The organism is Desulfitobacterium metallireducens DSM 15288, assembly GCF_000231405.2.
Classification (GTDB): domain Bacteria; phylum Bacillota; class Desulfitobacteriia; order Desulfitobacteriales; family Desulfitobacteriaceae; genus Desulfitobacterium_A; species Desulfitobacterium_A metallireducens.
Genome location: NZ_CP007032.1, coordinates 800,138 through 817,207, shown reverse-complemented (window position 1 = coordinate 817,207; position 17,070 = coordinate 800,138). Strand labels below are relative to the sequence as shown.

Genomic DNA, 17,070 nt, shown 5'->3' with positions numbered 1-17,070 from the left:
TTCTACCCAATCATAATTTTTTCTTCTGGATATTTGATATGCTTTTGTTGTGGTCCATTGCGCTTATGGGATAGAGCAAAAACAAGGGTTAAAGGTCCAACCCGCCCAGCAAACATTGTAAAGATAATCATTAACTTACCCATATTCGTTAACGTAGGCGTAAGCCCCACCGTTAGCCCCACAGTAGCAAAGGCTGAAGTCGTCTCAAAAAGTAAAGTTAGAAAATCTGCTTTTTCCGTAAGCGTTAAAACTCCAGTCACGACCAAAACTAATACCAAAGCCATAATAACAACGGCCACTGCTTTTTGAATAACATCTGTTGCAATACTTCGTTCTTTAAACGTTACAAAAGATTCTCCCCGAAACAAACTGAACACATACAAACTCACAGAGGCAAAGGTGGTTGTCTTAATACCACCACCCGTTGATCCAGGAGAAGCTCCAATAAACATGAGGATAATCATGATCAGAAGGGTCGTGCTTCTCAACCCGGTCATGTCCAAAGTATTATACCCTGCAGTTCGTGCCGTTACTGACTGGAACAAGGAAGATAAAATTTTTGCCATTGGATCGAGCGAACCTAGCGTTTTGGGATTGCTAAATTCGATAAGAAAAATAAGAATTGCACCCGCAAAAATTAGAATTCCGGTCATACTCAACACCATTTTCGTATGAAGCATCATCTTTTTCCCTTTATGCATGTATAAGTCCGATAATACGGTAAAACCTAAACCTCCAAAGATAATGAGCAACATTATCGTTATATTCACAATAGGATCCCCAACATAGCGAGTAATGCTGGAATACTCACCAAACAAGTCAAATCCAGCATTATTAAATGAGGATACAGCATGGAAGATTCCATAATAAATCGCTTTCGTCCAACTCATGTCGAAAGACCAGCGAACAGCTAAAATAAGTGCTCCTGCAGCTTCAATGGCGAACGTCACTTGAAGTACATACTTTGCTAACCGAACAACGCCTTCTAACGAAACCTGATTAAGGGCTTCCTGAAGAAGGAGTCGTTCCTTGAGAGTCACTTTACGTCCCAAGATTATAGCAAAGAAGGTTGCAAACGTCATGAAGCCCAAGCCACCAATTTGAATAAGGGAAAGAATCACGAGTTGTCCAAATAAGGTAAAGGTTGTCCCCGTATCGACAACGATAAGCCCCGTCACACAAACAGCCGAGGTAGCAGTGAAGAGAGCATTTAAAAACTTTAAACCCTGCCCATCTACTGTTGCAACAGGCAAGGTCAAAATTAATGCTCCCAGAAGAATAACGATAGCAAATCCTATAACAAGAACGCGAGGAGGAGTAAGGTTCTTAAAGAAACGGTCCATGGCTTGAACAAGGCCGTCTATCGACCCAATATGCTTTTTGTTTTCCACAGCAATTTAACCCCGCACATTAAAAATCCTTTATTTCTCAATATATACACGAGGAACACGCTTTGAAATATCACAAAGCACTTCGTAGTTAATCGTTTCTAACCATTTAGCCATCTCTGTGGCATCAATCCGTTCATACCCATCAGAGCCTAATAGGGTTACTGGAGTTCCCACATCAACCCCATGTATCCTGGTAATATCTAACATCGTTTGGTCCATACAGATCCGGCCAATTATCGCAGCCCGTCTGCCCTTGACCAACATCTCCCCGCGATTAGAGAGCGCGCGATTTAACCCATCTGCATAACCCACAGGTAGCGTGGCCACGCGGGTAGGATAAGCGGCCCTAAATGTGCGCCCGTAACTTACTGTCTCTCCTGCCTGAATTTCCTTAATATGAGCAATCTTAGCTTTCCAGGTCATGACTGGCTCAAATCCTTCATTACCCCCGACTTGACTAGAGGGTGGCAAACCATAAAGAATAATACCCGGACGAACCAAATCGAGATGAGCTTCAGGAAACTGAAGTATAGCTGCACTATTGGCTGCATGTCGAATCGGAATGTCGATTCCCTGGGCTTGCAAGCGCTCACAAACATTCAAAAATGTTTTTAGTTGTTCCCGAGCAAAACTCAAATCAAGCTGATCAGAATTCGCAAAATGAGTATAAATCCCTTCGATATAAAGATTCGGAAGTTTGGCTATCTGAAGGATCTCCTCATAGGTCTCCTTTCGAAAGCCGATTCGACCCATACCCGTATCGATTTTAAAATGAATTGTCGCATTTTTCCCTAGGTCAGTAGCTGCCCTTGACAAAGATTCCGCCTGAGCATATTGATAAACACCACTTATAATATCCTCTTCAACAATCGTCCGTGCAAAATCAGTAGACATATATCCAATTGTCATCACTTTAGCGGAAGGAAATGATCGTTTTATTTCCAGAGCTTCCTCCAGCAGAGCTACGCCAAACCGGCGAGCCCCTGCCTCAAAAAGAACTTTTACTACAGGAATCGCACCATGCCCATAAGCATCCGCTTTAACAATCGGCATGATTTCACTTTTCGTATAGGTTTTAATCCGTTCATAGTTTCGTTTTAGAGCACTTAAATCCACTTCAGTCCATACTGGGCGTGCATTCTCCATCGTGTTTCCTCCTCAGGCTATCCTTTTTCAATCAACTCTAGAGACCGCCGTGCTTTAACCAACTGGTCAGCAACCTCTGTCGCTGTAAACCCTGACCAACCAAAATCTCGGGCTAATTCGTCAGCTGCCTTTCCATGCAGATACACACCTAAACAGGCTGCTTCTAAAGGAGGTACCCCTTGGGCTAACCAGGCCAGAATACTGCCGGTTAAAACATCCCCTGTTCCTCCCGTTCCTAACCCTGGATTTCCTGTTGGATTAAGGAAGGCTCGTCCATCAGGACTTGCAATCACAGTGACTGCCCCTTTTAAGACAAGAACAACTCCCCATTCAACCGCTTTGGTAACTGCAATTTCTAAGCGATTATTTTCAATTTCCTGAACTGAGCAGTCACATAGTCTTGCCATTTCCCCTGGATGAGGCGTCATTATTAACGATCCTCTACCTTGTCGCCACCCCAAAATCTCGGGTCCTTGAGCGACCAAATTCAAAGCATCCGCGTCCAATAAAACGGGGAATTCAATCGTGCGCAAGACTTCCTCGAGAACCGGAATGAAATCCGTGTTCTGGCCAAGCCCGGGTCCAATCGCCAAGGCCTGAGCAGTTCGGCATTTTTCTGAAATCACCGGCCACGCTTGATTACCTAGCGTATTTTCTCCCTCTACTGACCAGATCGTTGCTTCAGTGATTCCTAAGTCCATCTGAGAAGCGATGCTTCGTGGGGTAACGATCTGTAACAGCCCTATTCCACTTCGCAAAGCAGATCTACCGGCTAAAATTGCCGCTCCTGTCATACCTGTGGATCCGGCAACCAATACGCCTTTGCCATGCGTGCCTTTATGTCCTTGAAGTGTCCTTACCGGCAAAAACGTTTTCACCTCATCATCCGTCAAAACAAAGGTGGAAACTTCCTCCTGGGTGAGAAATTGATCTGGAATGGAGATCGGGTCAACGATCACACGGCCTGCATACTCCGGTCCTTTAGCCATAAAATGCCCCAGCTTTGGAAGTCCAAAGGTCACTGTTGTCTGCGCGCGGATAGCACTCCTGTAGATCTTTCCGGTATCTGCTTCAACCCCGCTTGGAATATCGACCGCTATAACATAGGCCTGAGTTTGATTAACCTCTTCCACGAACTCTTCCACTAGGCTTGGAAGAGCCCCACGTAATCCTGTTCCATAAATAGCATCCACAATAATATCCGCTTGATGTAACGCTAAACGCGTGAATCGGAGTTGTTTTTCACCCTCGATCAGGAAAAATCGGCCGCCTGCATTTTGATATAAGTGACAATTCAGAGCTGCATCGCCATGGAATTCTTCCGTTTTGGCAAAAGAGAAAACGGTAACATCCATTCCTGAAATCAAGAGATGTCGAGCAATCGCTAAACCATCTCCTCCATTATTTCCTTTTCCCACGAGAATGATCGTCTTACAACTTTCCTTAAAAATCATTTGAGTAGCGGTTTGTCGAATTTCCTGGACGACGGCTAGAGCTGCATTTTCCATCAACAGCAAACTGGGAATTCCATAAACTCCAATCGCTTGTTTCTCGATTTCTCGCATTTGCTGAGCACTGACGACTCTCACTTCTTCCGCCTCCCTCTTAGACAATTAGCACAAAACAGCCATAGCGATGGCATATTCCTGTTCATGCGATAAGCTTAAACGAACCATTGAGCCCCCACGTTTCTGTACAACGCCTTCAGCCTTAGAACTTAAATACACATGAGGTTCGCCGCTTATCTCTGTTAATATCTCCACATCATGCCAAGAAAGCCCTGCGAGTCCAGTTCCCATACTCTTCAATATTGCTTCTTTCCCTGCAAAACGAGCAGCCCAACTGGAAGTCGGTCGGTCACTTAGATCAGCTCGCTCGCGCTCTGTAAACAATCTTTCGCGTATCTTAGGCTGACGTTCACACGCTTTGGCAAAGCGTTCTATTTTAATAATATCAACTCCCGGATACATCGGCTTTAAAACCTCCATCAATGGGCATAAACATTAACGGCAAATGCATGATTACCGTCGTTTCCTGACCCAGTACACTCTCTATCTGCAACCCGTATTCCTCACCATACAACCCCCGAAGTCGCTCATGAACATTCGCCATACCAACACCATTACCTGAACCTACCCCTGGTTTCAATACCTCTGAAAGTCGTTCCTGAGGAATCCCCATGCCATCATCCCGTACATAAAAGTACAGTTCACTCTCTTTTACTTCCGCTTGGATCCATACTGTACCCTTTCCAATCTTAGGCGTAATCCCATGCTTTACAGCATTCTCCACCAGGGGTTGCAAACTTAAACGCGGAATAACCGCTTTCATGAGCTCTTTCGGGATCTGGCTCTTGACCTGTAGCTTTCGACCAAAGCGAGCTTTTTCCAGAATCAAATAAGTATGTACAAATTTCAGCTCCTCCTCCAGGGGAATCAGGGTTCCTTTTGATTTCATTGCCCAGCGGAAGAATTCCGAAAGATATATAAGTAAACGACGTGCACGGTTCGGGTTAGTTCGACTCGTTGCAATAATCGTGTTCAGCACATTAAAGAAAAAATGGGGATTGATCTGAGCCTGCAGAGCATCAAGTTGAGCTTCTGTCGCCAGCTTAGCCTGATGATCTAATTCAGCCAGTTCGATCTGAAGACTAAGAAGTTGGGCCATTCCTAAAGCAAGCCGGATCAAATCAGGAGACAGGTGCCCATCTTTAGTTTCATAGAGTTTCACCGTGCCAACAACTTTTCCTTGAGAATGCAGAGGCACCACTACTGCAGCTGCAATAGGACAATCACAAACATTTTGACGCGGACAATTTAATTCCTTTTGTGTTCGGACGATTTTATAATTTCCTGTCCGAATCACTTCCTGGGTTGCTGCCGTCAAGATCTTATCCCCAGGATGATGTTGGTCACAGCCTACACCTAAATAAGCCAATTGCTTCGTACAGTCTGTAATTGAAACTGCAGCGACTTGACCGATCTCTTGAATAATTTTAGCCATAAATTCAGCATTCTGCGCATTAAGACCTCTTCGAAGATAAGGAAGCGTTTCGTGGGCAATCTTGAAGCTGACTTCCACATTGCGTTCAGTGGTCAAACTCCGAATCCGCCGTCGTTGATACTCAGTGTAAAGAAGCAAGTAAAGCATATTCCCGATCAGAAAAACGAGAAGAAGCCGAAGATTTTGCGAGGCTATACTCATCACAACCTCTGCTCCTAAAACCAACAAGAAAATCCAAGTCATCTGTCGCATCCCTCAATTTCTAAAGAAAACTTAGCGATAGCGATAGCTCTAGTTACACTTTAATAAAGTTAAGAGTTCGACAGTGAGGTGCGACTTCCTGTATTCATTAAAGTATTTCTTGGAGTTTTTCTCTTCCCTGCTCTGCCCCCACAACTAGAAGTACATCTCCGCTCTCAATTACAAATCCAGAATTCGGAGAGAATTGTTCAATCCCTTTTCGGACAACTGCGACAACGGTAAGGCCTGTCCGTTCTCGAATTTTGAGTTGGGTCAGGGTTTGCCCTGCCGCTACTGAATCTTTGCCCACTTCGACTTCTGCTACATCCATCCAGCGAGACATCATACGATCTGTATATAGTAAAATTTTATTCAAATGTCCCTCAATTTTTAAATCAAGTTGCCTGCGTTTCTCCATATACTCATTTAATTCCGAAAGAAACACATGAACTTCCGTTTTCTGATCAAACGCTCTCAAAAACTTTTCGGCTTGAGCCTTTGAGGTTACCGTAATTCCGATCCCTTGATTCACCATAACAACGCCTGCATTTTGCAAGATTGCAATAGCGCGGCGAATGGTTTCTGGAGAAACATTGAATCGACCCGCCAACGTCGACCGTCCATGTATTCTTTCCCCTTCTTGATATTCACTCATAACGATAGAATGGGCAATTTCGAGGGCGATCTCTTGATAACGTGACTGTTCCATTTCTACAATTCACTCCTTGAAACATTTAACTCATAAAATATCATTACCAATTATTAACTCTTCAATCCCATTGACTGGTAACAACCTTTATGTTATTATAAAGTTGTTGGTAATCAATTACAAATAATAAAAATTAAATAAGGCCTAATTCCTAAGGGGAAACGGGGGAACCACTTTTTGGGGTGAATCGCATCTTATGCGTAGAGCGTGCGCTCGAATCCGTCAGCTAACCTCGTAAGCTAGCTCGCACAAGAAGTACTGATTTTATTAATCAGCACATTCGATCTCTTAGGGGCCACTATAGGCTCCTTTTAATTTCCCAAAAGATAAGTACAACATAAAAAGGGGGAAATTCATTGGCAGTAGAATCAAAAGAATTAAATGAAAGATTGCAATCCTTACATCGTGCAAATGAGCTAAAGCTAAAGGCCATACCTTACATGAATCGTAAAGAGAAAATTCCTACAGGTTTTCTTTTAAAGGATGAATACCTTCAAAGTCGAGATCGAATCCTTACAACCTTTAAGGCTACTCTTGAGGATTGGGAAAATTGGCACTGGCAGATGAAAAACAGGATTACGGATTTGCAGATCTTGCAAGAACTCTTGCCTCTAACTGAGCAAGCAGCACAAGATATCCTTGAAGTCGGAAGAACCTATCGATGGGCTATTTCCCCCTATTATTTAAGCTTAATGGACTCTTCTAACCCATGGGATCCTATCCGTTTACAAGGTCTTCCACGGATCGAGGAACTACTGGATTTAACCGGAGAAGAAGACCCTATGGGTGAAGCTTTTACCAATCCTGCTCCTTGCATTACACGACGATATCCCGATCGGTTAATTATCAATGTCACCAATCTCTGTGCTATGTATTGTCGTCATTGCCAAAGACGCAGAAATATCGGTGAAACCGATAGCCACGAGACCCGTGCTCAACTCCAAGCCGCTTTAGACTATATCCGAGCCAATCCAGAAATTCGTGATGTCTTAATTACAGGTGGAGATGCCTTGATGTTAAGCGACCTTACGCTCCATTGGCTTCTCGAAGAATTACACTCCATTCCTCATGTAGAAATCAAGCGGATTGGTACCCGGGTCCCCGTCACCCTTCCCATGCGGATCACCGATGAACTGTGCTCCATTTTAGCGCAGTATCCGCCGATTTATATCAACACCCAATTTAATCATCCTAAGGAAGTTACAGCAGAAGCCAAAAAGGCTGCGGATAAGCTTATTTCTGCCGGAGTAGTTTTAGGGAATCAAGCTGTGCTTCTGAAAAATATTAATGATACACCCGATATAATGATACGGTTAAACCAAGAGCTTTTGAAAATTCGAGTTCGTCCATACTATATCTTTCATGCGAAACATGTCAAGGGCACACATCATTTTATTCCTAAAATTGAAAATGGTCTAGATATTATGGAAAAGCTCAGAGGATTTACTTCCGGTTTAGCCATTCCTACCTATATAATTAATGCTCCTGGTGGAAAAGGAAAAACGCCAATTCTACCCCAGTATCTACTTTCCTTAGATGATGAAGAGGCTACCCTGCGAACCTGGGAGGGAAATATTATTCACTACCCTAACTACTAATTAAAATGCACATGAGTTAAGGGCCATCTTAGGCCCTTACTTTTTTATTTTTTATGTTTCTAGATCTTTGCTAAAGGATTTACCTTGCCAGGTATCCCTCTTTAGTAATTCCCGATCTATTGCATTTAAGACTTCCCATTTTTTACGACTCCATAAAGGAGCAATTAGATCATCAGGCGCTCCATCACCTGTCAAACGGTGAATGATCATTTGCGGGGGTAATACTTCAAGAATATCGCTAACAAGGCTAACATACTCTTCAAACGTAGGTAGAGGAAACGACTCCCTTTCATATAACTTTGCTAAGGGAGTTCCTTTGATAATATGGAGTAAATGGATCTTAATTCCCTGAACAGGTAGCGCTGCCACCGCCTGAGCTGTCGCCATCATATCCTCATACGTTTCTCCTGGAAAGCCTAGAATAACGTGGACGCAAACACGTATTCCCCGATCATGAAGAGCTGCAACTCCCGCTAAAAACTCATCATAGGTATGCCCTCTTCTAACCCAATTCATTGTTCGATCGTGAATACTCTGTAGCCCAAGCTCAACCCAAAGATAGGTTCTTTGATTAAGCTCTTCCAGGTAATCTAACACTTCTTCAGGCAAACAATCCGGACGAGTTGCAATAGATATCCCGACAACGTCCTCTTGACATAGGGCTTCTTCATAGACCTCGCGAAGTTTAGAAACCGGTGCATAGGTATTGGTATAGGCCTGAAAATAGGCTAAGTACTTAGCCTTGGGCCATTTTTTACACATTCTTTCTTTAACTTCGACAAATTGTTGTTCTATTGAATGTGAGACTTCTCCAGCAAAATCTCCAGAACCACGAGAACTACAATAGATACACCCACCCCAACCTCTAGTTCCATCTCGGTTCGGACAAGTAAAGCCACCGTCTAAAGAAACCTTAAAAACTTTTTCACCAAAAGTCTCTCGCAGATGTTTATTCAACGTATTATACCGCTTCTCCCCATTTTGCCAGGCAGAAAACCGTGCAAATCCCATCTCTTCATGATCACACCCTTTAATAAAACGATTTTAATAGGAAGGAAATCCTACCTAAGATTATCAGACATCTGGAAAATGTTCAAAGGCAATCTTCAATTCTTGAAACAACTCCAACTTTTCTCCAGATGGCCCACGGAAAAAGAAATTATATCTTCCGTCGCCAATTGATTTAGGCTCTTCCTGAAGGAGTGTAACCTGATTTTGTTTTAACCATGCTACAGCCTTATTGATATCCGATACAGTGAAGGCAAGATGATTAACCCATCCGTCCTCAAAACGCTGTCCCTCTTTGATTTCAACGAGTTCTATGACCGTTCCTCCCAGTCGAAGAAAGGCAAGTTCAGAGTCTCCCGGTTTCTTCCTATATAAAAGCTCAAAGTCAAGTACCTCTGTATAAAATCGAATTCCTTCCTCTATATTGAGGGTTTTTATACCAATATGTTCGACCCCATTAAAAATATTTTTCCCTTCCACATTCATCTTCCTCCCTCTATTCGTGTATTCTCTGATCGAGCTTCTCCAGCGCAAGTAAACGCTCCTTCAGATGAATTCCTCCAGCATACCCTGTCAAGTCTCCGTTTTTACCGATGACCCGGTGACAGGGAACGATGACTCCAATGGGATTATTATGATTAGCCATTCCCACCGCTCTTTGACCCTTTGGGTTCCCCAATCGTCGAGCGATATCACCATAACTACACGTCTCACCATAAGGGATCTTCTTTAGCTCCTCCCAAACGCTGAGTTGAAATGGAGTTCCTAACGGATAAAGCGAAAGCGTAAAATCCTGTCGTTGACCTACAAAGTATTCATTGAGTTGCTCGAGTACCTGAACATTAAACTCTCTTCGGTTTAATAATACAGCTTCAGGAATCCAACGTTTGAAATGAGCTTTAAGAGTTTGCTCTTCATCCTCTGGCTCGCCCAAGCCTACCCAACACACTCCTTGCGACGTCGAAGCCACGGTCAAATTCCAGGTAAATCCCTTTGTTTCTATGCTTTCAAACCAATAATAAATCTCTGGCGATTGGTGCAAACCCGTCCTCTCCTTTATCACTGATCTTCTTTATCTTTATTGCCCTTTTCTTCCACCTTATCATATCATTTACCTAGTATAGATAACATAAAAATGGCTAAAAAGGCTGGGAAAAAATCAGGTATCGAAGTTCAAAAACATTATTTCAGAAAAGTCTTAAGATTTCATCTATAATATCAGACGTAGCAGGAAAAAGTAAAGGGATGGAGAATAAAGATAGTCAAGAGAATAAAAAAAAGACCATGGAGGTCTCATCCGTAGTAAAATATGGGACCTCTATGGTCTTTTTAAATGGAGGAATTGTGTTATGTGTGAAGCCAATGCCTATCTAAAAGAGGGAGAAGACGAGATTTTATTCATGGAAGCGGTAGATATCATTGAGCCTTTTGAAGATGGGCTTAAGCTTGTCGATATTTTCGGAAAGCAAAAATTTCTTCGAGCACGGATTATGGACATGACGCTTCTTAATCATCGTATTCTTTTAGAACACGTTCCTATTCCTGCGGAGGCTGCCCATGCAAGCTCCCATTCTTGAGCTCAGTCATCTTTCCTATGCTTATATTCAACACGAAAATGTTCTTTCAGATATTTCGTTAAGTTTCTTTCCAGGAGAAAGCGTTGTTATTCTTGGGGCTAACGGATGCGGAAAATCCACCCTACTCAAGATACTCAGTGGCTTGCTTCATCCAGCCTCAGGAACCCTTATCGCTTTTAGCAGAGAAGTTACAGAGAAGTCCTTGCAGGAACGAACTTTTCTCTCAGAGTTTCGTCAAAGAATAGGCTTTATCTTTCAAAATTCAGATGCTCAGCTGTTTTCAGCGACGGTCCGCGATGAACTAGCCTTTGCTCCGCTCCAAGCGGGACTCTCTCCCGAAGTCACTTCTGAACGCATCCAGGATATCGCGGAACTCATAGGCATTACTCACTTACTTGACCGCCCACCCTACCATTTAAGCGGAGGAGAGAAGAAAAAGGTTGCATTAGCTAGTGTGCTATCTGTCAATCCTGATATTCTTTTTCTTGATGAACCCACAAATGGACTTGATCCTAGAACTCAATACTGGCTGGTAGAGTTTCTAAGTGCCTTGCATTCGAGCGGTAAAACAGTTATTACAGCAACACACGATCTCTCCATTGTCGAGGATATTGCCGAACGTGTGATTATCTTTCGCGAAGATCATACTATTGCAGCTGATGGTGCCTGTCTTCCTCTTCTCTCTGATCGCCAGTTGCTCTTAGACGTTAACCTTATTCATACTCGTTCCCATTTTCATGTTGGAGCTGCACGTCAACACAGTGGATTATGACGTATTTCTCAGAATTGCACGATTCTTAACATGGATGAACGAAAGGCAGGTATTTTCAGTGAAGATTCAATTACAATCCATTGGTACTATTCATTCTCCTTATCTTCCAGGACTTCCAATCCCTCATCAACCCCCAGAAAACGCCCCTGGTGAATTCTGGATAACACTTGATCCAGAGTATCAAGCAGGCCTCGATCAACTACTAACTTACCGCTATCTTTATGTTTTCTTTTATTTAGACCAAATTAAAGAAAACATTAATCTTCATATTCATCCTTCCTGGGCACCGGAAATAGAAGTTGGCATCTTCGCCAGTCGTTCCCCCAAACGTCCCAACCCAATCGGCTTAAGCATCGTCGAGTTAAAGGGGATTGAAGGAAACGAAATTCTGATTTCTGGAATTGATGTCTATAATGGCACCCCGTTACTAGATCTCAAACCCTATATTCGTGCAATTGACCTCAAATCAGATGCTAATGATGGCTGGTTTGATCAGCTTCAGGATAAAGATCATTTAGTTGCACATATGTTAGGCCTTCAGCATGAGCATGAGCATGAGCATACTCATGTCCACAACCAGGAACACAGTCATAAACAGGCGCATCATACCCATGTTCCTTCTTCGCCTAAGCTTTCAAGAAGCCTGCGAGTAACTTCAAAAAAAACCTCTCAAAAATAAAAAGATAAAAAATTACCTCCGTATCATGATGCGGAGGTAATTTGATTTAATGCAGTGGAGAAGGAGATTGAGGCTTTGTCACTGGTGAAGGATTAGGGGACTGCGGTTGAGCAAATTGTGGATTGTTGCGAGTACGATCCGTATATCCTGGCCCTATCTCACCCGGGCTATCAGGTCCGCGATCCTTACCGTATTGAGCGGGTCCACCATATTTCTCGTTAGGATTTTCTTCATATTGAATCCCATTCCCTTGATTCCAAGGTCCCCGAGCATCTCCCATTCCCGTAGACAGGTTCATATACTTTTTCGAGAACTCTGAATCACGGAAATTCTTATTCACGCCTGTCCCTGCCAAAGTATTAATAGCTTGCATGAAGGAAAAGTTATGAGACTCTTCCCGACTAAGTAGGAAACGAACCATGTCTTTAACTCCAGCGTCATCTGTTTGTTGGAGCAACCGTTCATAAATCAATTTAGCCCTAAGCTCCGCTGTTGAATTAGAAGAGAGATCGGTATACAGGTCCCCAGTGGATTCAATATATGCCCCTGTCCAAGGAATTCCCATCGAATTCATCAAGGGAGGTCCCCCTGCCAAGAGTGCCATATGGAGTGCCGGAAAATCGCGAGAAATATTGTCTGTTGGTCCAAGAAGCAGCGAAATGCACTCGCCGACCATTTCTAAGTGGCTCATTTCTTCCGCAGCAATATCTTGAAGCATATCCCGTATTTTGGAATCATTACACGCTACACTTTGCGTCATGTATTGCATTGCGGCTTTAAGCTCACCATGGGGCCCACCAAATTGCTCGAGCAATAGATTCGCGAATCTCGGATCAGGCTGATCCACATGAACGGTATATTCCATATCTTTGATATGTTTGAACAACGCGAAACCCTCCTTCTCGAAGTTAAAATACAATCATGCTTATTTTCTGTAGAAAAATCAAATACTATCCAAAAAGAATTGCATCTGCAATCTGATTATTGTAGAATACTAATAATTGTATAATCTTTTATTGTGTTGGGGTAAACTTCGTGAAAGCGAAGGACGCTAAAGCTATGGGTCTACGGTTGATTACATGAGCAAACATCAGCTAAGATCGCCAAGCTACAAGTTTTTTGAACTTCTCAGGGGAGAGCGGTTCCTTTTTAGGACTGCTCTCCTTTTATTTTTTAAGGAGGGAATTAACTGTGACAGATCAAACAAGGAAAAGGATTAATTTCTTACAAGAATTTTCGATTCCCCTTATTGCAGGCGTAATAATGGCTTTAATCTGGGCCAATTTAACACCTGAAAGCTACAATCACTTTGTTCACAATAAATTATTCGGTAATTTCTCACTTCACTTTTTTGTCAATGATATTTTTATGGTCTTCTTTTTCGCTATGGCGACAGTGGAAATCACCCAAAGTCTATTACCCGGTGGGGACTTAAATCCCCTTAAACGGGCTATCAGCCCTATTATGGCAACCTTTGGTGGAGTTATTGGTCCAGTCGTTATTTATCTAGTTCTTAATCACTTTATGGGTAGCCCCGATTTTCTCAAAGGGTGGGGAATTCCTACTGCGACTGACATCGCTTTAGCCTGGCTAGTTGCCAGACTTGTCTTCGGAGCATATCATCCGGCTGTTTCCTTTTTATTATTATTAGCGATCGCAGATGATGGAATTGGTCTTTTAATCATTACCCTCTTTTATCCTGATCCGTTAAATCCAATAGCTCCTGTGTGGCTATTGTTTACGCTTACTGGAATGTTAATTGCTTACTTTTTGAGAAAAAAGAATGTTAAAAACTACTGGCCATATATTATCTTCGGAGGAACATTGAGTTGGATCGGTCTTTATTTAACCGGTATCCATTCATCGCTTGCCTTAGTCTTTATTGTTCCATTTTTGCCGCATCCTACAAAAGAGCAGGCCGGTCTGTTTGAAGACGATCCCGAAGATCCAGACCCTTCAACTTTAAAGGAATTTGAACACGATTGGAAAATCTTCGTCGATTTTGGGCTCTTATTATTTGGTTTGACGAATGCAGGTGTTCAGTTCTCGGGAATCAGTACAGTGACTTGGTTAGTATTTTTTGCCTTAGTCATTGGCAAAACATTAGGGGTCTTCACAATGGGTTCACTTTCCGCTTTAATCGGTTTTCCGCTACCTAAAGGAATGAATCATAAAGACCTTTTTGTTGCTGGGCTGGTCGCATCAATGGGACTTACCGTTGCCTTATTTGTAGCTGGTGTAGCCTTTACTGATCCAAGTCTTCAAGGAGCTGCTAAAATGGGTGCACTCTTTAGTGCTGGATCTGTATTTTTATCTTTTATTGCCAGTAAGTTGCTTAGAATTCAAAGAAAAGCAACTGAAGTCTCAAATACCCAACATAAACAGAATTAAGTTTTGAGCGTAATTCTGTATACATTTTCATTTGCCTTGAAATTCACTAGAAAATATGCTAATTTAATATTAACAATGGTTAGAGCAAAGGCGCTCTTAGAAGACTTTTCGAAAGTTGAGAAGTCTATAAGGGTGTCTTTTTCTGTTTTTATAACTTTATAGTAAATAATTAAAATATGCATAAAGGAAGGGATAAGAAATGGATATCTTCGGAGCTAATGTTTTTAACAACTCAGTAATGAAAGAACGCCTGCCTAAAAATACGTACAGAGCATTAAGGAAAACAATTGATGAAGGAACTCCTTTGGAGCCGGCAGTTGCTGATGTCGTCGCCAATGCCATGAAAGATTGGGCCCTTGAGAAAGGTGCAACCCACTTTACGCACTGGTTTCAACCGATGACTGGGGTCACCGCAGAAAAGCATGATGCCTTTATTTCTCCTACAGCTGACGGCAATGTTATTATGGAGTTTTCCGGAAAAGAACTCATTAAAGGTGAGCCTGATGCATCTTCTTTCCCTAATGGCGGAATTCGTTCAACCTTCGAAGCACGAGGTTACACTGCTTGGGATTGTACTTCTCCTGCCTTCTTGCATGAAGATGCTGGCGTCGTCACCCTTTGTATTCCGACCGCCTTTTGTTCCTACACTGGCGAAGCCCTCGACCGAAAAACGCCTTTATTACGTTCTATGGAGACCCTCAACAAACAGGCGCTTCGAATCCTACAGCTTTTTGGTAACACAGAGAGTAAGCGTGTCATTGCAACTGTTGGAGCAGAGCAAGAATACTTTTTGATTGATAAAAAGTTCTATATGCAAAGAACGGACTTATTGCTCACGGGACGTACGCTATTCGGCGCCATGCCTCCTAAAGGCCAAGAGATGGAAGATCATTATTTTGGGAGTATCAATGAACGGGTTACCGCTTACATGCAAGACGTCAATGTTGAGTTATGGAAACTCGGGATTCCCGCCAAAACACAACACAAAGAAGTCGCACCAGGCCAATATGAAATTGCTCCGATTTTTGAATCCACGAATATCGCTACAGATCATAATCAGCAAGTTATGGAAACTCTGCAAAAAGTTGCAACTCGTCATGATTTAGTTTGTTTACTCCATGAAAAACCGTTTGCCGGGGTCAATGGCTCAGGCAAACACAATAACTGGTCGATGAGCACTGATGATGGCATTAATCTTTTAGAACCTGGCCGCACCCCCCATCAAAACGCCCAGTTCCTGACCTTCCTCTGTGCCATTATTAAAGCAGTCGACGAACATGCTGATTTGCTTCGACTTTCTGCCTCAAACACAGGAAATGACCACCGTCTCGGCGCTAATGAAGCTCCTCCAGCCATTATCTCCATGTTTCTAGGTGACCAACTCTCCGATATTCTGAAGCAATTACAAAATGGGGGACCTAAGAGCTCGATTCAAGGCGGACAGCTTGAAATTGGAGTCAACACCCTGCCCTCTCTCCCCAAAGATTCTACAGACCGTAACCGTACCTCCCCCTTTGCCTTCACAGGTAATAAATTTGAATTCCGGATGGTTCCCTCTTCGCTCTCGATATCCGGTCCAAACGTGGTCTTAAATTTAATTGTTGCTGAAACGCTATCCTTGATCGCCGATCGTTTAGAGAAAGCTGAAGATTTTCATGGTGAATTGCGGAAACTTCTAAAAGAAATTGCCACTAACCACTCACGAGTTCTTTTCGATGGCAACGGTTATTCGGAGGAATGGGTAGAAGAAGCTGAACGCCGTGGGTTACCTCATTTCCGTTCTACAGTTGACGCTGTTCCAGCTCTACTCCTTGAGAAAAATATTGCAATCTATGAGAAACATGGGGTATTAGATCGTACCGAATTACATTCTCGTTATGAAATCTATCTTGAGCAATATTCGAAATCGATCAATATTGAAGCACTGACCATGATTGATATGGCACAAAAGCAAATTCTTCCAGCTGCGATTAAATATGTAACCACTTTAGCAAAATCCATCAATACGGTAAAAACGGCTTACGCCGAAGCGGAAGTTTCTGCTCAGACTGAGCTTCTCAAAGATTCATCTTCCCTACTGGCTGGTCTTAAGCAAAAAATTAACGACTTACAAAGCGTTACTACTCAAGCTAAAGATTTAACAGATGCATATGAACAAGCGGTCTACTATCGTGATAGCGTCTTCACTATGATGGGAGAACTTCGTCAGGTCGCTGATCAACTTGAAGAAATTGTTGATGCTAATCTTTGGCCTTTCCCAACGTATTCAGAAATGCTCTTTAAACTTTAAGATAAACTTTTAGCCAAATGCGAGGAGGCTATCCCGTAAAAATCGGGATAGCCTCCTCGCTTATTTTGAACCATAACATACAAAGGACATGCTGGTCCAACGCCTGTTACGACAATTATAACAAGACCGCAGTTCATCCGCTACTAGCTCCTCTTCTACGTCTTCTTTAAATACAAGACAGTTTGCTGCAGCCTTTGCTGCTCCTTCCCAATCCTCTTTACCACCTACGAACTCTTTTTCTCCCTTTGAGTTCAACGTCCACACTT

17 protein-coding genes and 2 riboswitches are annotated in these 17,070 nt (G+C 42.7%); of the genes, 6 read left to right on the top strand and 11 right to left on the bottom strand.

Going from position 1 to position 17,070, the window contains the following annotated elements; genetic code table 11:
- Positions 1 to 2: 2 nt before the first annotated feature.
- The 6 genes from DESME_RS03925 to DESME_RS03900 all read right to left on the bottom strand — a co-directional run bounded on the left by DESME_RS03925 (position 3) and on the right by DESME_RS03900 (position 6,489).
- Positions 3 to 1,343 (bottom strand): TrkH family potassium uptake protein, encoded by a 1,341-nt coding sequence (locus tag DESME_RS03925; RefSeq protein ID WP_025248645.1) that lies wholly within the window; start codon positions 1,341 to 1,343, stop codon positions 3 to 5.
- 78 nt (positions 1,344 to 1,421) lie between these two features.
- Entirely contained in the window at positions 1,422 to 2,537 is a 1,116-nt protein-coding gene (gene alr, locus DESME_RS03920; protein ID WP_006715160.1) for an alanine racemase, read from the bottom strand.
- A gap of 17 nt (positions 2,538 to 2,554) precedes the next feature.
- Entirely contained in the window at positions 2,555 to 4,126 is a 1,572-nt protein-coding gene (locus tag DESME_RS03915; RefSeq protein WP_006715161.1) for a bifunctional ADP-dependent NAD(P)H-hydrate dehydratase/NAD(P)H-hydrate epimerase, read from the bottom strand.
- Positions 4,127 to 4,150: 24 nt separating this feature from the next.
- Positions 4,151 to 4,507, bottom strand: coding sequence for a holo-ACP synthase (locus tag DESME_RS03910; RefSeq protein ID WP_006715162.1), 357 nt, complete (start codon positions 4,505 to 4,507; stop codon positions 4,151 to 4,153).
- The gene (locus tag DESME_RS03905; protein WP_006715163.1) at positions 4,491 to 5,783 is read right to left on the bottom strand and encodes a histidine kinase; all 1,293 of its coding nucleotides are present in this window, start codon (positions 5,781 to 5,783) and stop codon (positions 4,491 to 4,493) included. Before DESME_RS03905 ends, DESME_RS03910 begins: the two co-directional genes overlap by 17 nt.
- Before the next feature lie 106 nt (positions 5,784 to 5,889).
- Positions 5,890 to 6,489 (bottom strand): GntR family transcriptional regulator, encoded by a 600-nt coding sequence (locus tag DESME_RS03900; RefSeq protein WP_006715164.1) that lies wholly within the window; start codon positions 6,487 to 6,489, stop codon positions 5,890 to 5,892.
- Positions 6,490 to 6,620: 131 nt separating this feature from the next.
- Positions 6,621 to 6,746: riboswitch (cyclic di-AMP (ydaO/yuaA leader) on the top strand.
- Between the two features lie 99 nt (positions 6,747 to 6,845).
- On the opposite strand from DESME_RS03900, the gene eam reads away from it, so the two are divergent.
- Positions 6,846 to 8,087, top strand: a complete 1,242-nt coding sequence (gene eam / locus DESME_RS03895) for a glutamate 2,3-aminomutase (RefSeq protein ID WP_006715165.1) — start codon at positions 6,846 to 6,848, stop codon at positions 8,085 to 8,087.
- A gap of 51 nt (positions 8,088 to 8,138) precedes the next feature.
- Here the strand turns inward: eam and mnmL are convergent, their stop codons facing one another.
- From mnmL to DESME_RS03880, 3 genes are all read right to left on the bottom strand, one after another.
- Positions 8,139 to 9,098, bottom strand: a complete 960-nt coding sequence (gene mnmL, locus DESME_RS03890) for a tRNA modification radical SAM protein MnmL/YtqA (protein WP_006715166.1) — start codon at positions 9,096 to 9,098, stop codon at positions 8,139 to 8,141.
- Between the two features lie 63 nt (positions 9,099 to 9,161).
- A complete protein-coding gene (locus DESME_RS03885; protein WP_006715167.1) occupies positions 9,162 to 9,575 on the bottom strand; it encodes a VOC family protein in 414 nt (137 codons plus the stop codon).
- 16 nt (positions 9,576 to 9,591) lie between these two features.
- Positions 9,592 to 10,158: a methylated-DNA--[protein]-cysteine S-methyltransferase gene (locus tag DESME_RS03880; protein WP_084553161.1), complete on the bottom strand. Its 567-nt coding sequence runs from the start codon at positions 10,156 to 10,158 to the stop codon at positions 9,592 to 9,594.
- 286 nt (positions 10,159 to 10,444) lie between these two features.
- Between DESME_RS03880 and DESME_RS03875 the strand changes: the two genes are divergently transcribed.
- The 3 genes from DESME_RS03875 to tsaA are packed head-to-tail and all read left to right on the top strand — an operon-like array spanning position 10,445 to position 12,123.
- A complete protein-coding gene (locus DESME_RS03875) occupies positions 10,445 to 10,672 on the top strand; it encodes a CooT family nickel-binding protein (protein ID WP_006715170.1) in 228 nt (75 codons plus the stop codon).
- Positions 10,653 to 11,444, top strand: a complete 792-nt coding sequence (locus DESME_RS03870; RefSeq protein WP_006715171.1) for an energy-coupling factor ABC transporter ATP-binding protein — start codon at positions 10,653 to 10,655, stop codon at positions 11,442 to 11,444. Before DESME_RS03875 ends, DESME_RS03870 begins: the two co-directional genes overlap by 20 nt.
- A gap of 58 nt (positions 11,445 to 11,502) precedes the next feature.
- On the top strand, positions 11,503 to 12,123 hold the full coding sequence (tsaA, locus tag DESME_RS03865; protein ID WP_006715172.1) for a tRNA (N6-threonylcarbamoyladenosine(37)-N6)-methyltransferase TrmO: 621 nt from the start codon (positions 11,503 to 11,505) through the stop codon (positions 12,121 to 12,123).
- 46 nt (positions 12,124 to 12,169) lie between these two features.
- Here tsaA and DESME_RS03860 read toward each other — a convergent pair whose 3' ends face one another.
- The gene (locus tag DESME_RS03860) at positions 12,170 to 13,009 is read right to left on the bottom strand and encodes a manganese catalase family protein (RefSeq protein WP_006715173.1); all 840 of its coding nucleotides are present in this window, start codon (positions 13,007 to 13,009) and stop codon (positions 12,170 to 12,172) included.
- 129 nt (positions 13,010 to 13,138) lie between these two features.
- A riboswitch (cyclic di-GMP riboswitch) is annotated at positions 13,139 to 13,239 on the top strand.
- A gap of 75 nt (positions 13,240 to 13,314) precedes the next feature.
- Here DESME_RS03860 and DESME_RS03855 point away from each other — a divergent pair.
- Complete coding sequence (locus DESME_RS03855) at positions 13,315 to 14,514, top strand: Na+/H+ antiporter NhaA (protein WP_006715174.1); 1,200 nt, start codon at positions 13,315 to 13,317, stop codon at positions 14,512 to 14,514.
- Between the two features lie 199 nt (positions 14,515 to 14,713).
- Complete coding sequence (locus tag DESME_RS03850; RefSeq protein ID WP_006715175.1) at positions 14,714 to 16,804, top strand: glutamine synthetase III family protein; 2,091 nt, start codon at positions 14,714 to 14,716, stop codon at positions 16,802 to 16,804.
- Positions 16,805 to 16,864: 60 nt separating this feature from the next.
- Here the strand turns inward: DESME_RS03850 and DESME_RS03845 are convergent, their stop codons facing one another.
- Positions 16,865 to 17,068, bottom strand: coding sequence for a hypothetical protein (locus DESME_RS03845; RefSeq protein WP_006715176.1), 204 nt, complete (start codon positions 17,066 to 17,068; stop codon positions 16,865 to 16,867).
- Positions 17,069 to 17,070: the final 2 nt, after the last annotated feature.